Genomic DNA, 23685 nt, shown 5'->3' with positions numbered 1-23685 from the left:
CTCTGAATACAGGCTTGAAGAAAGGAGTGGTACTAATGAAAAAATCCGGCTCTGATGCACCCGCGGATCTGTCCGCCGAGGCAGTCAGCAGCACGACTGAACGTGCCAGATATGCGTTCGAGGCTTCTTTTGCCCAGAACAGGCTCTGGGTTGTGCACCAGCTGCTGGCTGATCAATCCGTATACAATATGCCGGCCGCGATTGCACTTCGCGGAGTGGTTCATGTTCCAGCGCTGGAGCGGGCTTTTGAGCGTGTGATGCAGAGGCATGACAGCTTGCGTACCACTTTTATGGAGAAGGATGGAGAGCTTGTACAGGTTGTCGAAGAGGACGTATCCTTTGAGCTGCCGGTGATCCACTTGTCCGACTTGGCGCCGGAATTGCGCTGGAAAAGAGCAGCAGGCCTGGCAGAGCTGGATGCCGCAGCGGCGTTTGATCTGCATAGCGGACCGTTAATCCGGATTTCTCTCATACGGCTGGAGGAGCGGGAGCATCTGCTCTTGGTGAACCTGCACCATATTATATCGGATGGCTGGTCCGTAGAAATATTGATCCGCGAGCTGTCTGCCTTCTATAACGCCGAGGTGGAGGGACAGAAGCTGCAGCTTCCGGAGCTGCCGGTGCAATATGCGGATTACGCCCATTTTCAAAAAGAATGGATGAAAGACGAGGTTCTGCAGCACCATCTGGAGTACTGGAAGCAGCAATTATCCGGCGAGCTGCCGATATTGCAGCTGCCTGCTGCCTCTCCGCGGAGCTCACCTGGAAGCCATGAAGGGAGAACCTGCAAGTTCACTCTGAGCCAGGGCGTTACGCAGGACATCCGGGCTGTCTGCCGACAGGAGGAGGTCACTCCGTTTATACTGCTGCTGGCGGTGTATAAGGTGTGGCTGTACCGCTATTCCGGTCAAAAGGATGTGCTGGTGGGGACGCCGTCAGCGGGGCGGGAGTTGGAGGAAGTGGAGGGTGTGATCGGTTTTTTTGTGAATACGCTCGTTATTCGCACAGCGATCGAGCCCACAGCTTCATTCCGCACGGTGCTGCAGCAGGTCAAAGGTACGGTACTGGAAGCCTACCCCCATCAAGAAGTGCCATTTGAAAAAGTCGTGGAGGCTGTGCTTCCCGCTCGTTCGGCCACTACCTCTTTATTCCAGGCTATGTTTGTGTATCAGCATCGGGATCTCCAGCTAGAGCTGAAGGGACTGGATGCTGAAAGGATCGAGGTGGAGCGCCGAACAGCCAAATTCGATCTGCTGCTGGAGCTGGTGGATCAAGAAGAGCAGATGAGCGGGGCATTGGAGTACCGCAGTAACTTGTTTTCACAGGATGAAGTGTCCCGCATGATGGAGCATTTTCAGCAGCTGCTGCAAAGCGCTGTGCAGGACCCGGAGCAGGCAGTGTCCCGTCTGGAGCTGCTCAGTGAGGAAGAGCGCCGCCGGCAGCTGGAGGAGTGGAATCCTGCGAGCGGCGAGGGCGAGCCTGAGGAGGTGCTGCTCCGCATAGAGCAGCAGGCTGCAGCAACACCGGGGCAGACTGCCGTAAGGTCCGGGGGTGGCAGCCTGAGCTATGGAGAGCTGAACGGACAGGCCAACCGCCTTGCCCGGAGGCTCATCGCGCAGGGGGTCCGGAGCGGAGACCGGATCGGGGTATGCCTGGACCGCAGTCGCGAGCTGGTGGTCAGCCTGCTCGCCGTGCTGAAGGCCGGCGGCGTGTATGTGCCGCTCGATCCGGCATTGCCGCAGGAGCGGCTGGCGTACATGCTGGAGCAGGCGGGCGTGAGCGTGCTGCTGACGAAGCAGGCGTTGACTGAAGTGGCAGGGAAGGCGGCACAGGCGGTTGGCGGGATCGGCAGCGAGACGCCTAGCCAAACTCCTAGCGAGCAGGGCGCAGCCTCTCCCATTATGCTGCTAAGTGTGGATGGGCTGGAGGAAGAGCTGCAGTCGGAAGACAGCAGGAACCTGGGGCTTCCGGTGGAGCCGGAGCAGCTGATGTATATCATCTTTACCTCAGGCTCAACCGGCCGGCCCAAGGGAGCGAGTGTGTACCGAAGCGGGTTCGCCCGGCTGATGCAGTGGTACACACAGGAGTTTCAGATGAACGCAGCCGATCACGTGCTGCTGATCACCTCGCCAAGCTTTGACCTGACGCAAAAAAATCTGTTCGCTCCGCTGATGACCGGCGGGGAGCTGGTGCTGCTGCCGTCCGGGCTGTACGATCCGCGCGAGGTGAATGAGCTTCTCGAGCGCCATCGCATCACGCTGCTAAATGGAACGCCAAGCGCCTTCTACCCGCTGCTGGACGAAGCGGCGGAGAGCGGCTACGCTCAGCTGCGCAGCCTGCGGCATGTATTTCTGGGCGGCGAGCCGATCGCCCCGGACCGACTGCTCCCGTGGAGCGAGTCCGGAGCCTGCCAGGCAGAGATCGTAAATACCTACGGACCGACCGAATGCACAGATGTCACGGTGTACACCCGGCTGCCGGATCTGCGTTCCTTGGAGCCGGGGGCCGTGCCAATCGGCCGTCCAACTCTGGGTACGCAGCTGTACATTCTGAATGAAGGACTGGGGCTGGTGCCCATCGGGGTACCGGGTGAACTATGCATCGCCGGGGGACAGGTCGGCGGCGGGTATTTAGGAGACGAGCTGAAGACCGCCGAGAAATTTGTAGACCATCCGTACGGCGAAGGACACTCTTCTAAGCTGTACCGGACCGGCGATCTGGCGAAGTACAGGCCGGACGGGACGGTGGTCTATCTGGGACGCATGGACCACCAGGTGAAGATTAGAGGATACCGGATTGAACTGGGCGAGATTGAAGCCGCATTGCGGGAGTGCAGCGGGGTCAAGGAAGCAGTGGTCGTGGCCCGAGACGATGAAGCTGGAGAGAACCGGCTGATTGCGTACGTAGTGCCGGGAGATGCAAATCCTGCGGATGCGCAGACGGGAGGTATCGCAGAAACGGCTGCAGAATGGGCCACAGAAGCGACCACAGAAACGGCTGCAGCCCAACCCGCTGCAGCTTCCGCTGACAGACCTCCAGCGGAGCTGCAGCGGACCTGGCGGACCGCATTGCAGCAGCGGCTGCCAGAGTACATGGTGCCGGGAGCATTCATCCTGCTGGATGAAATGCCGCTGTCTCCAAACGGTAAGGTGGACCGCCGGGGACTGCCGGACCCGGGAGTCTGGAAGGCACCGGGAGCAGACTATGTCGCTCCACGAACCCCGCTGGAGCAGGGCATGGCTGAAGTGTGGGCCGAGGTGCTGGGGGTGGACCGGGTCGGGGTTCACGATCACTTTTTTGAATTGGGAGGTCATTCGTTATCCGCGATGAGCCTGCTAAGCCGCATGAAGAGTAAGCTAGGGCGTGAGTGGACACTGGCTGAGCTGTTTGACCTGCCGACCATTGCCGGATTGACATCGCAGCAGACAGAAGAAGCGGCACCGAGCCTTGCGCCTATTCCGGCAGCAGCGGAGCGAGCGTACTACCCGCTGTCCCCCGCCCAGAAAAGATTGTATGTGCTCCATGAGCTGGAGCCGGAATCTACGCGGTATAACATGCCTCTTATGCTGGAGTTGTCCGGGACTCTGGATCTGGACCGCTTTACACATGCCTGGGAGCAGCTGGTGGAACGTCATGAAAGTCTGAGAACCTCCTTCCGCATGGTAAACAATGAGCCGTTTCAGCATATTGAGCCCACCGTAGAGCTGGAGCTAAAGCTGCTGCAGGGGGTTACAGAGATGGAAGCAAAGCGCCTGATCTCCTCCTGGATTCAGCCATTCGATATCCAGCGTGCCCCGCTGTTTCGGGTATCGGCGATCGAGCTGGATCACGGGCAAAGCCGCATTTTGTTTGATATGCATCACATCATCTCGGACGGGGTATCCGTGTCCCAGCTGACTCATGAGTTCATGAGAGCTTATGAACAACAGCCGCTTACGCCGCTGCGTTTGCAATATAAGGATTACACAATGTGGTACCTGGAGCAGCTGGATACCCCTGCAATGAAGGTCAGTGAGGCCTTCTGGCTGGATCATCTCCGCGGGTATGATTACAGCCAAGGCGGGAGGAGCGACACCGTCTCAGCATCGTTAAACTCATTAACGAATAACGGACTAAATAATTCAAATAACAATTTATTAACGACATTAACAAAAGCTTCACATACCCACACCGGAGAAGTCCGGAGTATAAACGTATCTGCCGAAATCACAGCGGGTCTCCGTGAGCTGGCTTCACGCACCTGCAGCACCTTGTTTATGGTATTCCTGAGCGCCTGCACTGCGTGGCTGTCTGCATGTACATCGCGGGAGGAGGTCGTAGTGGGCACGGTTGCCGCAAACCGAAACCACCCCGACACGAATAATGTCATCGGCATGTTCGCCAACACGCTGCCTTTGCGCAGCAGGGTAGACCGGCGTTTGACCGCCCTTCAATACCTGGAGCAGGTTCGCTGCATGACCATCGAGGCATTGAAGCACGCGGCGTATCCTTTTGAGGAGATGGTCCGCAAGCTTCCCGTTAAACGAGGTCCGGGCCAGAATCCGCTGTTTGATACCTTGTTCGTCATGCAAAACACAGCATCTGAGGAGCTTCACCTGGACGGACAGCCGCTGCGACAGTGCAGACTGGAGCAAGGCATCGCCAAATTTCATCTGACGGTAGAGGCCGTAGAGGTGAAGGATGGATTCACTCTTTACATGGAGTACAACACTGCTGCCTTCAGCGCAGAAGCCGTGGAAGACATGGGTGAGCAGCTGCTGCAGCGGCTGCAGCTCTTGGCCTGGCAGCCGCAGCTCACCCTGCAGGAGCTGGATGAGCTATGCGCTTCGGGGAAGGGATATCCTCCTGCAGGGCCTAGCCTTGGGACAGCGCCGGCTTTCTCTGCAGCAAAGATTGACTCTGATCGGTCCAGCTCTAGCCCGCAGTCTGCGGATCCCCTGGAATCACCGGCTCCCCGGACGTCCACGGAGAAGGAAATCGCAGAGATTTGGCAGGAGGTGTTGAGAACAGCTCCAATCGGAATTCATGATGATTTTTTCGACATAGGGGGACATTCAATTCTGGCAGCGCAAGTGGCATCTCGGATCCGGTCGGCCTTTGAGATTCAATTTCCGCTTCGCACCCTGTTTGAGCATCCTACAGTCTATGGCATTGCGACATTGCTTGAGAAGTCCCGGCAAATCGCGCCGGAAACGATCTTCTCCGCAAACGCTGCTGACGCTCCTGTAATGGCAAGAGTAACTCGGGAGGGAGGAGTGCCGCTATCCTTTGCACAGCAGCGCCTGTGGTTTCTGGACCGGCTGTCGCCGGGAAGCGCGGCTTATAACATTTTCGGTGCTGTCAGCATGAGCGGACCACTGGATAAAGCTTGCTTGGCCCGTGCCCTGGAGCGGCTGATTGCGCGTCACGAAGCCTTAAGGACAACCTTTCATCTGGAAGGTGAGCCGATTCAGCGCGTATCGGCAGCCTCCTCCTTCACGCTCCGAATAAAGGATTTGCAGTCAGGGTCTATGGAGCAGCGCCAAGCTGAAGCCGAGCGGCTGGCGGCACAGGAAATGGCTCAGTCTTTTGATCTGGAGCGCGGACCGCTGTTATCCGTGCTGCTGCTCCAGCTGAAGGAGCTGGAATATCATCTGCTCATCACGATGCATCATATCATTTCCGACGCTTGGTCGATTGGCATTTTCGTTCGCGAGCTGGGCCAGCTGTACCGGGAAGCCCGATATCATCTGCCGCCGGGCCTGTCCGAGCTGAAAGTACAGTATGCCGATTATGCGGCTTGGCAAAATGAGGCGATCAGCCAGGACGAATGGACTCGCCAGCAGAGCTACTGGATGAGGCAGCTGGGCGGGGAGTTACCCGTACTGGAGCTGCCGGCAGACTATCCAAGGCCGGAGCGGCCGGGCTACCGCGGAGGGCGGGTGAAGCAGCGGGTTGCACCGCAGGTGCAGCAGCAGCTTCAGGAGCTGTGCCGCACGGGACAGGCTACGCTGTTCATGGCACTGCTGGCTGCCTTTGCCGTGCTCTTGAAGCGGCTGAGCCAGCAGGAGGATTTCGTCATCGGCTCGCCGATTGCGGGACGGAGCCAAGCCGAGACCGAGCCGCTGATTGGCTGCTTCCTGAATACGCTCGCGCTGCGGCTGGACGTTTCGGGCGACCCAACCTTCACCCAGCTGCTTCGCCGAACCAGGGCTGTATGTCTGGACGCGTACAGCCATCAGGATATTCCGTTTGAAAAGCTGGTGGAGCTGGTGCAGCCGGAGCGGCATATCAGCCGCAACCCGATCTTTGACGTCATGATTAATCATGTGAATACGCCAGGGTATGAGGCGGAATTGATGGAGATGCAGATATCACCTCTGGAGCTCGGTGAGCCGCAGGCCAAATTTGCACTCACCCTCTATATTCATGAACGTGATGACGGGCTGGAGCTGGAATTCGTGTATCAGAAGGACCTGTACAGTGCTGCCCGAATGCAGGAGCTGGCCGCCCAGTATGTGCATCTGCTGAGCCAGCTGTCCATGAACCCGGAAGCGGTCATCTCCTCTTGTTCACTGGTTACCCCGCGGAGCCTCTCGCTGCTGCCGAATCCCGCGGAGCCTTTGGAGGAGCCAAGATTTCCGGCAGTTACGGAGCTGCTGGAGGCGGTCATCGCCCGTCAGCCGGCATCACCTGCCATCTCGCACAGACAGAAACAGTGGACTTACGGAGAGCTGGGAGAAGCGGTGGAGCAGCTGGCCGCAAGGCTTCTGGAGGAAGGGCTGCAGCGGGGAGAAGCCGTCGCTCTGACCGGCCGGCGAAGCTTCGGACTGGTTGCAGCCATGTTAGGTGTTATGAAGGCGGGAGGGGTTCTGCTGACCATCGGCCCCGGCACATTGCCGGAGCGTGGCAAGGGCATGCTGGCTCTGGCGGGCGCACGCCGATGGATAGATGTCGGCAGCGAAGACCGTGAAGAGCGGTGGCTTCGGGAGGAGGCATGGACCCATCTGTACCTCCTGCAAGAAAACGGCATCCTGGCAGCGGCTGAAGGAGCCCCTGCATCTGTACCGCCGGGAGCAGCATCCCCAGAGGTCTGGCCGACGCTGCAGCCGGACGACCCGGCTTACATCTTCTTCACTTCAGGCACGACGGGCCGTCCCAAAGGGATTCTCGGCTGTCATAAAGGCCTGTCTCATTTCCTGACCTGGCAGCGGGAGACGTTTGGCATTGGTCCCGGAGACCGAGCCGCGCAGCTGACCGGGCTTGCCTTTGACGTCGTGCTGCGGGATATCCTCACGCCGCTGATCTCAGGGGCAGTGCTCTGCCTGCCGGATGAGGAGAGAGATGTGTCTGCGGCAGCCATCCTGCCCTGGATGGACAAGAACCGGATCACGATTCTGCATACCGTCCCATCCTTGGCGCAATCCTGGCTGGGACAAGGGCAGTCTCGCCCGCTGACTGCGCTCAGAGCTGTGTTTTTTGCCGGGGAGCCGTTGCCGGGCTTTCTGATCCGGGACTGGCGGGACGCTTTCGGCAGCTCCGCCGAAATCATCAACCTGTACGGTCCGACAGAAACGACACTTGCGAAGTACTTTTACCGCGTTCCGGCACAAGGCAGTCTGCCGCCGGTTCAGCCGGTCGGCTCTCCGCTCCCTCAGACGCAGCTGCTCGTGCTAGGTCCTGACCGCAGGCTGTGCGGCATTGGAGAAATGGGGGAGCTCGTCATCCGCACGCCATTCAGGACGCTGGGCTACCTGAGCGCGGAAGATCAGGAGCAAGGGCGGTTCGCAAGCAGCCCGTTCACTCAGGAGGAGCAGGACCTGCTGTATTTCAGTGGAGATCTGGGACATTATTTGCCGGATGGGAGCCTTCAGATTGCAGGCCGGCGTGATGATCAGGTGAAGATCCGGGGCATGCGCGTGGAGCTCGGCGAGATCCAGAGCGTCCTCGCCGGGTACGAAGGGGTGCAGGAGGTGGCGATCGCCGCGTGCCCTGCTCCTGACGGCGGCAAAAGGCTCGCAGCGTACTACGTATCCGCACCGGAAGGCGTATCGCTAGCAGAGCTGCGCTCCTACGCCCGAAGCCGGCTGCCAGGCTATATGGTGCCTGGCGCCTTCATTCCGCTGGAAGAGCTGCCGCTCACGCCGAACGGCAAGATCGACCGCGCCCGGCTGCCTGATCCTGCTGAAGCTTTTGACCGCAATGCCTCTGCCTTAAGCTATAGCGCGCCGCAAGATAGTCTTGAGCAGATGCTGGAGGGCATCTGGTGCCGGCTGCTGGGCGTGGAGCGGGTGGGAAGGTATGATAACTTTTTTGATCTTGGCGGCCATTCACTGCTGCTGCTTCAGGCCAAGACACAGCTGTCTGACGCGCTGGGCAGAGATATCCCGGTAGTGGAGCTGTTTCAATATCCAACGCTTTCTTCGCTGGCAGCACATCTGAAGCAAGGCAGTGAGCCGGCTGCAGCAACCGGCGAAGTCCACCGCCATCGGGCGGACATGCGGCAGCAGTCGCTGGAGCAGCGCCGTCAGGCAAGGCTCAAAGGCGGCCGTCATCGCAATACCTAATACGTGGAGGTGTGTGTCCATGCAGGAAATGAACGGAACCGAAATTGCTGTTGTCGGCATGAACTGCCGTTTTCCGGGGGCTTCCAATGTGGAAGCATTCTGGAGCAATCTGGTGGAGGGAACAGAGAGCATTGTTTTTTTCAGTGATGAAGAGCTGGAGCAGGCAGGCGTTAAAAAAGACGTCTACAAGCGCCCCAATTATGTTCGGGCGGGGTCGATCATTGAGGATACGGATCAGTTTGATGCGACATTCTTCGGCATGACACCTAGAGAGGCGGAAATTCTGGACCCGCAGCAGCGGCTGTTTCTGGAGAAGGGCTGGGAGGCGCTGGAGCTTGCCGGATATACGCCGGAGAAATACAGCGGACGCATCGGTGTCTTCGCCGGCGTCTTCAGTAGCAGCTACCTGTTTCATCTGTACTCGGAGCCCGGCCTCGTGGATTCGGTGGGAGAGCTCGCCATCCGGCACGGCAATGAGAAGGATTACCTGGCGACCCGGATGTCCTACAAGCTCAACCTGAAGGGACCGAGCGTTAGTGTACAGACCTCTTGCTCCACCTCGCTCGTGGCCGTCCATTTCGCGGTTCAGAGCCTGCTCGGCGGGGAATGTGACATGGCTTTGGCAGGCGGCGTATCCATTGTGGCCCAGCAAAAGACAGGCTACCTCCACCAGGAAGGGGATGTCCTGGCTTCGGACGGACACTGCCGTCCCTTTGATGCCAAGGCAAGCGGGACGATCTTCGGTAACGGTGTCGGCGTGGTCGTCCTGAAACGTCTGGAGGACGCCCTGCAGGAAGGGGATACCGTGTACGCGGTTATTAAGGGCAGCGCGATCAACAATGACGGCTCTGACAAGGTCAGCTTCACGGCGCCGAGCGTCAATGGCCAGGCGGAGGTCATTCTGGACGCACAGGCGATGGCCGACGTGCTTCCAAGCACGATCGGAATGATCGAGGCCCATGGAACCGGGACGCCGCTGGGAGATCCCATCGAGATTGCGGCGCTGAGCCGCGTATTCCGTATGGACACGGAGCAGAAAGGCTTCTGTGCCATTGGCTCTGTCAAATCCAACATCGGCCATCTGGGCGCCGCATCCGGTGTCGCAGGGCTGATCAAGACGGTGCTCTCACTGCATCATGGGGTGATTCCGCCGAGCCTGCATTTCGAGCAGCCGAACCCGAATATTGATTTTGCGCAAAGCCCGTTTGTTGTAAATACGAAGGCGCGGACTTGGGAGCAGCCAGAAGGCTTCCCTCGCCGCGCAGGTGTCAGCAGCTTCGGCATGGGTGGTACGAACGCCCATGTCGTGCTGGAGGAGAGCCCGGCAGTCAAGGCAGCGGCCGGGGTCGCTCCGGCTGCCGAGCTGCTGGTGTTGTCCGCGCTGAGCGAAGATGCACTGGAGCAGGCCGCGGACCAGCTGCAGCAGCATCTGGAGCAGCACCCTGACCTTTCGCTGGCGGATGTCGCATTTACGCTGCAGGAAGGGCGAAAAGAGTTTCCTTACCGCATGGCCTTCAGTGCCGGCTCTATGGCAGAGGCGGCTGAGCAGTTGAAGCAGCGAAGCGGGAAGCTGCATGCGCGTCATGCCGCTGCTCCGAAGCGGCTGGGATTTCTGTTCCCGGGCCAGGGCTCGCAATATATTGGCATGGTTCGCGGGCTGTATGAGAGCGAGCCCGTCTTCCGCGAAGCCGTCGACACCTGCTGTGAGCGGCTGCAGCCGAGGCTGGGCTTGGATCTGAGGACGCTGTGGTGGAATGAACAGGATGCCGATGCAGCCTCCCGGCTGCAGGAAACATCGGTGGCCCAGCCGAGTCTGTTCATTGTTCAGTATGCGATGGCCAAGCAGCTGGAGGCGTGGGGCTTGACCCCGGCATGCATGCTCGGTCACAGCATTGGCGAGTACACCGCGGCTTGTCTTGCCGGAGTCTTCACACTGGAGGATGCACTGGAGCTCGTCGCTGAACGGGGCAGGCTGATGCAGAGCATGCCGCCGGGGGTCATGATGTCAGTGCATCTGCCAGAGTCAAAGACTCGGGAGCATCTCTTCGGCTCCTTGTCGGTCGCTGCCGTGAACGCACCGGAGATTACGGTGGTGGCCGGGAATAAAGAGGATATGGAGCGCCTTCGTGACGAGCTTCGTCAGGAAGGCATTGAAGCCTATCTCCTCCATACGTCTCATGCCTTCCACTCGTCGATGATGGACCCCGTGATCGAGCCCTTTACGGCGACAGTCTCACGCATCACCCTGCATGCTCCGCAGATTCCGTACATATCTAATGTAACGGGGAGCTGGATTCAGCCGGAACAGGTCATGGATCCCGGCTATTGGGGGGAGCATGTAAGGCAGAGCGTCCGGTTTGCAGAAGGCGCAAGCGCCCTGATGTCAGACCCAGGTCTGCTGCTGGTAGAGATTGGACCAGGTCATGTGCTCAGCGGCCTGATGAGTCAGCAGGGGCCGCAGACCCGGACACCGTCCGCCGTTCCGCTCATTCGCCATCCCAAGGATCGCCAGGAGGACCGGGGATTTCTGCTGCAGGCACTTGGCCGACTGTGGTGTGAGGGTGTTGCCGTGAAGTGGAGCGATGTGCATCCGGATCGAATCGCAAGGCGGATTGCGCTTCCGACCTATCCGTTTCAGCGCAAGCGCTACTGGATTGGACAGGGCAGCCTGAGCTTCTTGCAATCCGGGCAGGAGGTCGCGTCTGCAACTGCAGCCGACTCATCCGCGTCCTCTTATCCGACGGACAAAGGCGAAGTGGACAGCGCAACGGGGGTCACGGAGCCGTCGGCACCGGCTGCTGCCGCGGCGCTTGATAAAAGCCCCGAGGGTGTGCTGGAAGAGGTGCGGGGGATCTGGGAGGACCTGTTCGGCATTTCTCCGATCGGCCTGGATGATGATTTCTTTACATTGGGCGGCAATTCCATGCTGGCGATTCAGCTGATGACCCGTATCCGCAATGCCTATGATATAGAGCTGCAGCTAGAAAATATGTTCGATGAGCCGACTATCCGCGGCTTGGCCAGACAGGTGATCGAGGCGCTGCCGGATGCAAAGGGGAGTCCAGAGGAGGAAGCAGCAGAGCTGGAGGCGCTGCTGAAGGAGCTGGAAGGACAGTCTCTGGACGACATCCAGAGAGAGCTCGACAAATTGAAGGAGGAAGGAGTCAAGCAGTCATGATCAGCAACCTGCAATGTGTAGAGTTCAAGGAGCTGAGTGCCCCGCTGCTGCAGAGCCTGAGTGAACTGCTCGCAGCTGTCGTGGAGGATGGAGCCTCCGTAGGCTTTATGCCCCCGCTCAGCCTGGCAAGTGCTGAATCCTATTGGAGGAAGGTGCCGGGTGAGGACGTCCTGCTATGGGTGGCCATGGATCAGGAGGTCGTGTGCGGAACGGTCCAGCTGCATTTGTCTATGAAGGAGAATGGACTGCACCGGGCCGAGGTGGCGAAGCTGATGGTGCATCCGGATCATCGGCAAAAAGGCATCGGAAGAGCTTTAATGAAGGCAGCCGAGGCCGGTGCTGTCAGAGAAGGGCGAAGCCTGCTCGTGCTCGACACGCGGCAGGGAGACCCTTCCAATCTGCTGTACCGGTCGGAAGGTTATATCGAGGCGGGTACGATTCCCCGCTTTGCATTGTCCAGTCATGGAAGCCTGGACGCGACGGTCTTTTATTACAAGGAAATTTCGAGGAATTAACCTTTGCCGTGAACCACAAAAGCCATGCCAAAACCAATTAGGCGCTGGAGCTCCTATGAAAGGGTGGAAACATTGAAAACTGATATCGTGCTAGAGCGCGTCTCCCGGAAACAGCCGCTGCCGCTCTCGGTGGAGCAGTACAGACTATGGTTTCTCAGCCAGCTGGAACCGTCCAGCATTCATTTCAATATTAATGCGGCTTTCCGCATGCAGGGAGAGCTGGCTGAGGAGCTGTTTGAGCAAAGCCTGAACGGCATTGTTGCCCGCCATGAATCGCTCCGCACGGTTTTCGAGGTCCGGGAAAGTGTCCCGGAGCAAGTCATTAGGGAACGGGTGTTTATTCCGATAGACTTGGTTGATCTGTCCATGCTGCCCAAGGAGGAGCAGGAGGCTCGTGCGGTGGAGCTTATGAATGAAGAGATTCAGAAGCCCTTCTCACTGGAGACCGGCCCGCTTCTGCGGGCTGCCCTGTTCCGTTTGTCGGAGCAGGAACGAATCCTGCTGTTTACGATTCATCATATCGTCGCCGACTTTGGCTCTTTAGGCAAAATCGTGCAGGAGCTGTGTCAGTTTTACACCGCTTATATCGAAGGGCGGGCACCGGAGCTGGCTCCGCTTCCGCTGCATTTTGCAGATTACGCCTACTGGCAGGCTGCGCGGGTCAAGGAGAACGCTTATGAGCGGCAGCTGAGCTATTGGCGGGACAAGCTGGGCGGAGAGCTTCCGGTGCTCAATATGCCGCTGGACCGTCCCCGTCCTCCAGTCATGACTCACGATGGAGAACGCAGGCGCATCACGCTGTCCCGGGAGCTGACCGAAGGCGTCAAACAGCTGAGCCGCAGCTCCGGGGTAACGCTCTTCAATACGCTGCTGGCTGCATATCATGTGCTGCTGTACCGCTATAGCGGACAGGAGGATTTGTGCATCGGGACATCGATCAGCACCCGAAGTCAGCCGGAGCTGCAGGATATGATCGGAATGCTGGTGAACAATCTGGTGCTGCGGATGGATGTATCCGGGAATCCTTCCTTCACAGACGTCCTGAAGCTGTCCCGCAAGACGTGCTTCGCTGCCTTTGCCCATCAGGATGTTCCGTACGAAAAGCTGATCGACGAGCTGCAGAGCGAGCGGGACCGAAGCCGCAATCCATTTTTCCAGACGATGCTTACCTTTCTGCATGCGCCGCCTCTGGATGTTCATGCACTGCCCGGGCTGACCATCCGGCGGTTTGATTTTACGAAGAAGCCCAGTGCGCTGGAGCTTTCCTTCACCATTACAGAGAATGATGGAGTGCTGGAAGCGGTCATGGACTATAACAGTGATCTGTTCCGTGCAGACACCATCGGCCGGATGCTGGAGCATTTCCGTCAGCTGCTGGAAGCTGCGGTGGAGGACCCCGGCCGGGGCATCAACGAGCTGCCAATGCTGTCAGACCGTGAAAGGCACACCATTCTTCAGGAATGGAGCGGGGCGAGTGCCAGAACGGCCCCTCCGGAGGGTACCGTGCAGGAGCTGTTTACCCGCCAGGCTATGCTGACGCAGGACGCCACAGCTCTGATCTACCGGGATCAGTCCCTGACGTACCGCGAGCTGGAGGAGAGGTCAAACCAGCTGGCTCATGCTTTGCTGAACAGAGCAGGCGGAGGTGAAGCTCCCCTGGAACGCGTTGCACTCTGCCTGGAACGGTCCATCGAATGGATTGTGACGCTGCTCGGGGTGATGAAGGCGGGCTGTGCGTATATTCCGCTGGATCCCTCCTATCCGTCGGAACGCCTGGAATATATGCTCCGGCATGCCAGGGCCGATGCTCTTATTGCAGATCAAGGACTGCTTGCTGCCTCCGAGAGGCTTACGGATCAAGGCTGCCGGGTCATACCGCTCTCCGCTTTATGGGATGAGCTGAGCCTGCAGCCCGTGACTCCTGTCAGCCCTGCGTCGAATTCGGACCTGATGTACATCATGTACACCTCGGGATCCACCGGGAAGCCGAAGGGCGTCATGGTTACCCACCGGAATGTGGCCAGCCACTGCGTCCAGGCTATGTTGAAATTTCAGCTGCAGGCTGGAGACCGTGTCCTCCAGTTCACTTCGGTCGGCTTCGATGTGGCGGTGCAGGAAATATTCCCGGCGCTGCTGTCAGGAGCTGCGCTCGTGCTGTGGAAGGACAAGCATATTGCCGAGGGCGGAGAGTTTCTGGCGTGGCTGGAGAAGGAGAAAGTCAGTGTTCTGAATGTAACAACGGCCCACTGGAGCAATCTCGTCACAGATCTCAAGAACGGAGCGGCGACCATTCCCGGCAGCCTGAAGCTGGTCATCGTCGGGGGAGAGAAGGTGGCTTATGACACCTATCAGGTGTGGAGCCGGATCACTGCGGGGAAGGTGCGCTGGATTAACGATTATGGCCTGACGGAAACGACGATCACGGCCGCGATGTTTGAGCCGCCGGCGGGCTGGACCAGTGACACGGAGCTGATGCCAGTAGGGCGGCCGCTGGGCAATACGACGATATATATCCTGAATGACAGCATGGAGCCGGTGCCGCCGGGCGTGTACGGGGAGCTTTATATTGGGGGAGACGGCATTGCAAAAGGCTATTGGGATCAGGAGGAGCTGAGCAAGGAGCGGTTCATCCCGAGTCCATTCCCTGCAACAAGCGGAGAGAACCTGTTCCGGACGGGGGACCTCGCCCGCTTCCTGCCGGATGGACTTGTGGAATTCATGGGCCGCCGGGACCATCAGATCAAGATACGGGGATTCCGCGTGGAGCCGGGAGAGATTGAGGCGCAGCTGTCACAATATGGCAAGCTGTCGCAATATGTGGTCGTGCCTCGTATGGGACCGGGTGGGGAGTACAGCCTGGCAGCCTACATTGTGCTGAACGAGCCGACGGTGACCGTCGGAGAGCTGCGGCGTTTTCTGCAGAACAGGCTGCCGGAGTACATGGTGCCCTCCTATTATGTGGTGCTGAGTGAGATTCCGCTGACCGTTCATGGCAAGGTGGACATTGCAGCCCTGCCCAAGCCGGAGCGGCATGCCAGAGAGGAACGGGACTACGTGGCACCGAGGACGCCGGCCGAGGCGCGGGCAGCCGACATCTGGGCCGGGGTGCTGGGCATGTCCGCAGTGAGCATCACCGACAGCTTTTTTGAAATCGGGGGCAATTCACTGCTGGCCACCCAGGTGATGTCCCAGGTGAAAGGACAGTGGGGCGGCTCGGTTCCGCTAAGGCTTCTGTTCGAATATCCGGTGCTTGCCGATTGGGCAGAGCAGCTGGACCGGTATATGGCCTCGGAGGGGCAGGGGACAGGGAGCAGGGAAGAGGAAGGCTGTCTGGTCAAAATCCAGCAAAAAGGCGAGAAAACGCCGCTGTTTTTCTTTCATCCGGTCGGCGGCAGCATCAGCTGCTACTTCACACTTTCGCGTCAGCTGGGAAAGGCCCAGCCCTTCTATGCCTTCCAAAGCCATGGCATGATTGGGTCATCAGACGTGCCACAGACCATTGAGGAGATGGCGGAGGCTTATGTCAGCGAGATCCTCTCGGTGCAGCCGAAAGGTCCTTACCGCCTCGGCGGATGGTCCATGGGCGGCTTTATCGCCTACGAGGCAGCACGCAGGCTGAAGGCAGCCGGAGAGGAGGTCGTACAGCTCGCCCTGATTGACAGCGATCTGTCCAAGAGAAGCGATGCCACCGAGGAAATGGTGATGTATCACTTCATCAAACAGCTGGCTGCCGTTCCGGGCCATCATATTTCTGATGATATGCTGCGTTCCTGGCAGGCCCAGAGCCTTGACCGGGAAGAATTATGCGCGGAGCTGCAGGCTCTGGACCTGCTGCCGCCGGGAACACCCGTGGAGGAGCTGAATCGTCTGTTCGCCGTCTATCTGGGCACAGTGCATGCCTTTCAGGCGTATCAGCCCGGACTTACTCCGAAGCTTGACGTGGAGCAGGTGCAGCTGTTCCGCGCTGCGGATTCGCAAGAGCAGGAGGGCGTATGGAGCCGCCTGGTCAGCCATCTCACATTACACCAGGTGCAAGCCGATCATTTCTCTATTGTTCATCACGAGGATCTTGGCCGATGGATTGATATTCCAAAAAATCTGTTACCCCTGGGATAGGAGGGAAGCGTGATGATATTCGTAGGCAAGCTGGTGCTGTATTTCCTGCTGTGGACACTGTACTCCTACACGATGCACGTTCTGGCCCACATTCCGCACAAAAAAAACTTCCTGCATCACATTCACATGGCCCACCACAAATACGACTATGGAGATTCCAAGTGGCCGCCATGGCATGATTTCTTTTTCTGGTTTGGCGGGTGGAAGGAAAGTCTGGATGTGTGGCTGACCTTTACCCTGCCGATTGTCGTGCTGATGTTCTTAGATCCGGTGTATGGCATCATCCTATTCGCCTTTCATTATATTTATGAAATTTTTCTGTCCCGGAACGTCCTGGACCATAACCCGAATCTGACCGGCAAATTCACGAACATTATTCCCGTCGGCGTGTTTCACCTGAAGCACCACAAGCTGTACAAATGCAACTATTCCTTTTTCATTTCATTATGGGACTATCTGTTCCGCACCAACGACAGCCACGTCAAAAAGAAGCTGAAGCAGCGGAGACGCAGCCAGGAGACCGTGTACAAGCAAGGCTCGTGATCATAATCTGTGGAAAAGGCGGTTGATTTCATGAACGATCTGGAAAAAAAGCTCTCCTCGCTTTCTCCCGAGCAGCGCAGCATGCTGGAGGCGCGCCTGAAGCAGCGCTCGGCTGCGCCGGACACAGCCGGTGCCGCCGGTGCCGCCGGGGAGAAGGGGATTTCTATCAGTGACAGCCTGCGCCAAAAGGGAATGGGCTTCTCGCTCATCTTCTTCTCCGGCGACGGCTCGACAGACGGTCCTGACAAATATCGCCTGGTACTGGAAAGCGCCAAATTCGCGGATCAGAACGGATTTCAGGCGATCTGGACCCCGGAGCGTCACTTCCAGGCTGTCGGCGGACTGTATCCCAATCCGTCGGTGCTGAGTGCCGCCTTGGCTACCATTACAGACAACATCCAGCTGCGGGCAGGCAGCGTCGTGCTGCCTCTGCACCATCCGCTGCGGGTCGCGGAGGAGTGGTCGCTGGTGGACAATTTATCCCGGGGCCGGGCGGCCATATCGGTAGCCACGGGCTGGCACCCCGCCGACTTTATATTGAAGCCGGAATATTACGAGAACCGCAAGGAAGTGATGTATGAGCATCTGGAGCTTATCCGGCGGCTGTGGAGAGGCGAGTCGGTGGAATGCAAGGATATTTCGGGCCAGCAGGTAGAGGTGGCGGTGCTGCCGAAGCCGGTGCAGCCCGAGCTTCCCGTCTTCCTGACGGCTTCGGGGAATCCGGCGACCTGGAGTAAGGCTGGAGAGCAGGGCTTTCATGTGCTCTGCTCCATGGCAACACATACACTGGATGCGCTGAAGGAGCGGATTCAGCTGTACCGGGAGCAGCGCGCCAAGCATGGACATGATCCCGAAGCCGGCATCGTCTCGGTGATGGTCCACACCTGTGTCGGCGAAAAGGATCAGGAGGTGAAGGAGCAGGTCAGAGGCCCGCTCCGGGATTATTTAGACACCTTTTTAGATCAATATGAGACGCTGAATCCACTGAAGGACGAGCAGTCCGAGGTCGGCAGTATGCTGAGCAGCAGCCGGGACGCGCTGATTACCTTCGCCTTCGAGAAATATTTTCAGATCAGCTCATTAATGGGCTCCAAGGAGAAATGTGCCGCCATGATCGAGAAGCTGCACCGCATCGGAGTCGATGAGGTGGCCTGCCTGCTGGACTTCGGGCTGGAATTTCAGCAGGTGATGGAGGGACTGGAGCATCTGAATGAGTTGAGGTCCTGGTTTACTCCGGCGAAGCTGCAGGTTCCTGTATAGAGCAAGGCATTTCACAAAAAAAGAAGGTGAGAGGATGGAAGTGGAAATCCAGCAGGGAAACAGCAGCATCCATCCGGCGCGTACGGTTTGGGGAGATCGTAATTTTTTGAAGCTGTGGACGGGGCAGTCCCTCTCCATGTTTGGCTCCCAGATTACGGCGATGGCTCTTCCGCTGATTGCGGCACTGTCGCTGAAGTCATCACCTCTGCAAATGGGAATTTTACATGCTGTTGAATATGCGCCCTTTCTGCTGTTCGGATTGGTGGCCGGGGTGTGGGTGGATCGGCTTCCGAAGCGGCCGCTGCTGATTGCTGCGGATTTCAGCCGGGCTGCACTGCTCATGAGCATTCCGATTCTGGCATGGGTCGGGCTCCTGAATTTCTTCTATGTATGCCTGGTCGCGTTCGTGGTGGGAGTCTGCACCACCTTTTATTCAATCGGATATCAGTCCATCCTGCCCTACATGCTGAGGAAGGACCTGCTGGTGGATGCCAATGCGAAGATGGAGCTGAGCCGGTCTGCCGCCGGTGTAACCGGACCGGGCTTGTCCGGTCTGCTCGTCCAGTGGCTGAGCGGCGCAGTTGCTATTGTGCTGGATGCCTTCTCATTTCTCATATCGGGCCTGCTAACCTGTAGAGTGCAGGTGGACGAGCCGCCGCGGCAAGTGAAGCCATCGCTCCTTTCAGGCCTTTCGCGGGAGATTGGCGAGGGCATGCGCCTGGTGTTTCAGAATCATTATTTGCGCTCCATTGCCGCTTGCTCGGCTACCTTTAATTTCTTCTATAATATGATCCTCGCCGTCATCATTGTGTACACGACCAGGACACTCGGCTTCAGTCCCGCCGAGATTGGCCTGGTGATGACGCTCGGCTCGCTGGGGGCCGTGCTGAGCGTAGTGTTCAGCGGCCGGCTTGTTGCCCGGTTCGGTCTGGGTCCTGTTATCGCGGGGTCTGCACTGGGACAAGGGCTGGGATTTCTGTTTCTGTTCGGCGCAGCCGGCACGAAAACGGCGGCGTTCCTTATGATCCTCTTGTCCATGTTTATCGTCTCGCTGACGACAACGGTATACAATGTGGCGCAGATCAGCTTCCGGCAATCGATCACTGCGCCGGACATGCTGGGACGGATGAACGCTACAATGCGTTTTGTTGTCTGGGGCGTCATTCCGCTCGGAGCCCTGTCAGGCGGGGCGCTGGGCACCTGGATCGGGCTGTATGAAACGATTTGCGCTGCTGCCTGCGGCGGGGCCCTTTCGTTTCTGTGGATCTGGAGCTCACCCGTTAGAACGGTTCAAGAGGGGAAGCAAGGGGAGGCTGCAAAGGATGAACCGTAACACATATCAGCTTGAAATCCTTCGCGTATGCAGCGGCAGGTATATCAATTACAGCTACCTGATCGTGGACCGCAAGAGCAGGCAGGCGGCGGTCGTAGACCCTGCCTGGCAGCTGGAAGCCATTGAGTCGGCGCTGGAACGCTATGAGGCGGAGCTGAGTACGATTTTGCTGACCCACTCTCACAAGGATCATGTGCATCTCGTGCCGCCGCTGTGCCAGCGATATGCTCCGCACGTATTTATGATGCAGAAGGAGCTGGACTATTATCATTTTAGCGCTCCTTCCCTCTATGGGCTGAAAGACGGCGAGGAGCTGAAGGTAGGGCATACCTCGATCACCGGACTGCTCACACCGGGACATACGGCGGGCGGGGGATGCTACTGGCTGGAGGGGAGCCTGTTTACCGGGGATACCATTTTTACAGAGGGCTGCGGCATGTGTTCGTCGGAAGGCAGTGATCCTGTGGAGATGTATTACAGCGTCAAACGGCTTCAGCAGCTTATGCCGGCAGACACCAGGGTGTATCCGGGACATTCCTTTGGTGAGCGGCCAGGTCAGAGCATGAGCCGCCTGCACGAGATGAATGCTTACTTCCAGATCGCCTCTTTGGAGCATTTTGTATCCTTCCGGATGCGGAAGGGGCAGACCTCATTGATGAGCTTTCACTAACGGCCAGCAGGGTCTTCAGGCAAGCCCAATATCCTCATCAAAGAGGGAGAAAAGAGGTGGGAGTTATGCTGATGTATGCAGTGCATGTGGGGAACGGCTACGCTTCCTCTCAGCTGGAAGCCGGCTTGTCCCTTCTCAGCCGTGACAAAGAGAGGCGGATACGTCAGCTTGTCCGCCGGGAGGATCAGGTTCGAAGCACCGCCGGCCAGCTGCTGTCGGCCTGGCTCATCTCGGCATACAGGGGCGTATTTCCAGAGAGCAGCCAGCTGACAAGGACGACTTATGGCAAGCCATACTGGCTTGCGGATCCGGAATGCTGCTTTAACATTTCCCATTCCGGGGAGTGGGTGGTCGGTGTCATCGGCGGGGTTCCGGTCGGAATCGATGTTGAAGAGGTACAGGACATAGATCTCTCCGTGTCAGACATGGTGTTCTCAGCCCCGGAGCGAGAGGCGCTGTCAGCCCGGAAGGGTGCCGACGCGAGAGAATACTTCTATACGCTTTGGACGTGCAAGGAAAGCTGCCTGAAGGCGATGGGTACGGGATTCTCCTACCCGCCCCGCGACATTACGATTCAACCTGAAGCCGGGCATCTGCACATTCAGGACGGAGACCGCCTGATTCCCTATACCTTAAGAATGTATGACGCGCTGGGCAGCGGCTACAAGCTCGCAGTATGTGCCAGGGGCATGGGCAGTAAGCTGCCGCTGCAGCCTGAAATGCTGGATGCCGGGGAGCTGCTGGAGGCGTGCTGCCTGCAGCGCCTGGATGATACTTTGTGCAAATAAGGATTGATTGTTACATCCTTTTTATGCTAGGGTAAAACCAGTAAAAGCGTTCACAAAGAGGTGCTGCTTCGGCAGCATCTCTTTGCTGTCAAGGCGCGCAAATGATGATTCTGCGCTATACTATATACATCAGTGCGATCTCGTTGAGGATGTGTTTACTTATGAAGCTGAATGGTTATCTGCAGAGATTGATTGCGTTTACTTTGCTGCTGAGCATGCTGCCTGTCGCCATTCTTGGTATTTTTTCTTACTTTAAATCGTCATCAGACATTCAGGACAAGGTTAATGACGGAAACATGCTGCGCCTGAAGCAGACGCAGATGACCGTGGAGCAGGTGCTGAAGACGGTGGAGCATACCGCGGTGCGGTTTGCCAATTCCCCGCTGGTGAATGACCATATTGACGTGTCTTTAACGCCGCATGAGTTTGGCATCGTTGGCGATTTAATGAACGAGCTGACGACGCTGTCAGGCGGCCAGCTTCAATATATGGACCCGGTTCTGATCAGTGTACGGGAGGGCTGGGCCGTCAGTGATGACGGTCTGAGCCCTATGGCCGACAAGATCGGATACGATGAGCTGAATTATTATTTGGAGCGTCCGGGACAGTCCTTCTGGATCAGTGAGGCCGGCGATCCCTTCACGGGCAGTCAGGCCGGAGATATTAATCTCGTCATCAAAGTTCCACTCAATGACCGCAACCCGTCCGGCCTGCTGCTGGTGCGCACGTCGTCGGGAGACGTGAACCGCCACATTTTCAAGAGCCAGCGCTCCGGGAGCATTATGGTTCTGGACCATCAGGATCGGGTGCTGCTGTCCGAAACCGAGCTGGCTATAGGAGACAATGCGGCGCGCCATGGCTTCTTTCAGGATATTCAGAATACTGGCCTCACATCCGGCTACACCGAAAGTGATGTTGGCGAGGAGCGTTCAGCCATTAGCTTTATTGAGTCCAGCTATAATGGCTGGTCCTATCTATCCATCGTTTCGATTGATGATATCACGAGCGAATCGCGCATGATCGGCTGGCTGACGCTGGTTATCTGTGTCGTGACCCTGCTGTTCACGTCGCTGATCTCCTTCTTCGGCTCCTTCCGAATGTATCAGCCGATCCGGAGTCTGTATGATCTGTCTGCGCAGATGACCGGGACGACAGAGCCGCTCGCCCGGGGCGGGGATGAGTTCCGGATTATTAGCGAGCGGATCCAGCGGCTGGATATGAACCGGAGCCGCCTGACGGAGCAGCTGGACCGGCAGGTGGAGCAGCTGAACGAATTTTTTATGCTGAAGCTGCTGCACGGCGAAATTCCCCGCAAGGACATCGGAGAACGGCTCCATATGTTCGGATACGATGAATCCACCATGCACCAGTGTGTGCTGGCCATTCAGATTGATACACTGGAAGGCACTCTGTACGAAGAGAAGGATAAGGATTTAATGCTCTTCGCTATGAAAAATATAGTGACCGAGCTTGCGCCATCCCAAGGACTGCATGCCTGCATGGTGACGGGACATAGCGTAATTGTGGTGCGCGGCAGCAATCAATCCTCGAAGGAGCAGTTTCTTCAGGAGCTGTATGCCGAGGCGGAGACGTTCCAGAAGGAGATCAAGCATTATTTGAAGCTGAAGGCCAGCATTGGCATCAGCAGGGTATACAGCGACTTCGAACAGCTGCCTTTGGCCTATAGTGAAAGCGTAGAGGCGCTCAAATACCGGATGAAGCTGGGCTATGAGTCCATTCTGTTTATTGAGGATATGACCTCAGGCGGCGGCAATCTGGCTTATCCGGAGCAGCTGGAGAACCGGCTGCTGGATGCCGTGAAGGAGACCAATGCCGATCAGGCCGTGACGCTGCTGGAGGAATGGGTCAATGAGCTGTTCCGGACAGAGCTGAAAATTGATGAATACCGGCTGTCCTTGGTGCGGCTGCTGACCCAGATTATGCGCATTGTGCAGGATTCCGGGGAATCGCTGCGTTGGCAGGATCAGGAGAACAAGTCGGTCATTGACCAGCTGTTTGAGCTGAACAGCAGACACGATATTCTGGAGTGGTTCCGGGATACCGTCATTGCCCCGGCAGTTACACTGCTGGATGAACGGCGGGGCGAGAAATACAAGTCGATTTCCGATGAGGTCATCCGTATCATTCATGAGGAATACGACACCGATCTGACACTGGAGGAGTGTGCAGCCCGGCTCCACTATCATCCCAGCTACATTTGGCGCATCCTGCGGAAGGAGTCCGGCATCAGCTTCAGTGAATACCTGGCTCAGCACCGGCTGAAGATGGCCAAGCAGTGGCTGGAGGAAACGGAAATGACAATTACAGAAATTGCCGAGCGGCTTCGTTACAACAATGCCCAGAACTTTATTCGCTACTTCAAGAAAATGGAGGGCGTATCGCCCGGCAAATACAGAAAGCAGCATCATGATCCCGATGCCTCCTGAGACCCGTGTCTCGGGAGCTTTTTGTATATAATCATTCTGTTGAATTTATCGAGCAATCATTGTCTACACAGAGATTATTGCCTTGATATGACACTCGCGGCGGCGTGTAAGGGTTGAAACGGGGGCTTGGGCTGCAGTTATGGAAATGAGCAGGGAAAAGATTATATACGGTTATAGAGCAGGGTGATAGATTAAGGACTATAGAATGTTTAAAGATGTCCTTCTTCGTAACCGTTTACATGCTGTGATGGAAGACTCCCTGATCCCTATGAGCCACTGCTTCTCCCGG

10 protein-coding genes are annotated in these 23685 nt (G+C 57.6%); all 10 read left to right on the top strand.

Going from position 1 to position 23685, the window contains the following annotated elements; translation table 11 throughout:
- The first annotated feature begins 35 nt into the window (after positions 1 to 35).
- The 10 genes from E6C60_RS17855 (at position 36) to E6C60_RS17810 (ending at position 23396) form a co-directional block, all read left to right on the top strand.
- Positions 36 to 8546 (top strand): non-ribosomal peptide synthetase, encoded by an 8511-nt coding sequence (locus E6C60_RS17855; RefSeq protein ID WP_138227060.1) that lies wholly within the window; start codon positions 36 to 38, stop codon positions 8544 to 8546.
- Between the two features lie 19 nt (positions 8547 to 8565).
- The gene (locus tag E6C60_RS17850) at positions 8566 to 11724 is read left to right on the top strand and encodes a type I polyketide synthase (RefSeq protein ID WP_138227059.1); all 3159 of its coding nucleotides are present in this window, start codon (positions 8566 to 8568) and stop codon (positions 11722 to 11724) included.
- The gene (locus E6C60_RS17845; protein ID WP_138227058.1) at positions 11721 to 12239 is read left to right on the top strand and encodes a GNAT family N-acetyltransferase; all 519 of its coding nucleotides are present in this window, start codon (positions 11721 to 11723) and stop codon (positions 12237 to 12239) included. The genes E6C60_RS17850 and E6C60_RS17845 overlap by 4 nt, the downstream gene beginning before the upstream one ends.
- Positions 12240 to 12311: 72 nt before the next feature.
- A complete protein-coding gene (locus tag E6C60_RS17840) occupies positions 12312 to 16355 on the top strand; it encodes a non-ribosomal peptide synthetase (RefSeq protein ID WP_138227057.1) in 4044 nt (1347 codons plus the stop codon).
- Positions 16356 to 16367: 12 nt separating this feature from the next.
- Complete coding sequence (locus tag E6C60_RS17835) at positions 16368 to 16898, top strand: sterol desaturase family protein (RefSeq protein WP_138227885.1); 531 nt, start codon at positions 16368 to 16370, stop codon at positions 16896 to 16898.
- A 30-nt stretch (positions 16899 to 16928) separates the two neighbouring features.
- Entirely contained in the window at positions 16929 to 18158 is a 1230-nt protein-coding gene (locus E6C60_RS17830) for an LLM class flavin-dependent oxidoreductase (protein WP_138227056.1), read from the top strand.
- 34 nt (positions 18159 to 18192) lie between these two features.
- Positions 18193 to 19491, top strand: coding sequence for an MFS transporter (locus tag E6C60_RS17825; protein WP_138227055.1), 1299 nt, complete (start codon positions 18193 to 18195; stop codon positions 19489 to 19491).
- Positions 19481 to 20161, top strand: coding sequence for an MBL fold metallo-hydrolase (locus E6C60_RS17820; RefSeq protein WP_138227054.1), 681 nt, complete (start codon positions 19481 to 19483; stop codon positions 20159 to 20161). Before E6C60_RS17825 ends, E6C60_RS17820 begins: the two co-directional genes overlap by 11 nt.
- A gap of 65 nt (positions 20162 to 20226) precedes the next feature.
- Positions 20227 to 20949: a 4'-phosphopantetheinyl transferase family protein gene (locus E6C60_RS17815; RefSeq protein ID WP_138227053.1), complete on the top strand. Its 723-nt coding sequence runs from the start codon at positions 20227 to 20229 to the stop codon at positions 20947 to 20949.
- Between the two features lie 161 nt (positions 20950 to 21110).
- A complete protein-coding gene (locus tag E6C60_RS17810) occupies positions 21111 to 23396 on the top strand; it encodes a helix-turn-helix domain-containing protein (RefSeq protein WP_175415351.1) in 2286 nt (761 codons plus the stop codon).
- Positions 23397 to 23685 lie beyond the last annotated feature (289 nt).

This window comes from Paenibacillus algicola (assembly GCF_005577435.1).
Taxonomy (GTDB): Bacteria; Bacillota; Bacilli; order Paenibacillales; family Paenibacillaceae; genus Paenibacillus_AQ; species Paenibacillus_AQ algicola.
This window is presented reverse-complemented; position numbering and strand designations above follow the sequence as displayed.

Bases quoted from the DNA above. Each gene is read 5' to 3' on its own strand.
- E6C60_RS17820 (WP_138227054.1), top strand. From the start codon at position 19,481: ATGAACCGTAACACATATCAGCTTGAAATCCTTCGCGTATGCAGCGGC.
- E6C60_RS17850 (WP_138227059.1), top strand. From the start codon at position 8,566: ATGCAGGAAATGAACGGAACCGAAATTGCTGTTGTCGGCATGAACTGC.
- E6C60_RS17825 (WP_138227055.1), top strand. From the start codon at position 18,193: ATGGAAGTGGAAATCCAGCAGGGAAACAGCAGCATCCATCCGGCGCGT.
- E6C60_RS17845 (WP_138227058.1), top strand. From the start codon at position 11,721: ATGATCAGCAACCTGCAATGTGTAGAGTTCAAGGAGCTGAGTGCCCCG.
- E6C60_RS17855 (WP_138227060.1), top strand. From the start codon at position 36: ATGAAAAAATCCGGCTCTGATGCACCCGCGGATCTGTCCGCCGAGGCA.
- E6C60_RS17815 (WP_138227053.1), top strand. From the start codon at position 20,227: ATGCTGATGTATGCAGTGCATGTGGGGAACGGCTACGCTTCCTCTCAG.
- E6C60_RS17830 (WP_138227056.1), top strand. From the start codon at position 16,929: ATGAACGATCTGGAAAAAAAGCTCTCCTCGCTTTCTCCCGAGCAGCGC.
- E6C60_RS17835 (WP_138227885.1), top strand. From the start codon at position 16,368: ATGATATTCGTAGGCAAGCTGGTGCTGTATTTCCTGCTGTGGACACTG.
- E6C60_RS17810 (WP_175415351.1), top strand. From the start codon at position 21,111: ATGAAGCTGAATGGTTATCTGCAGAGATTGATTGCGTTTACTTTGCTG.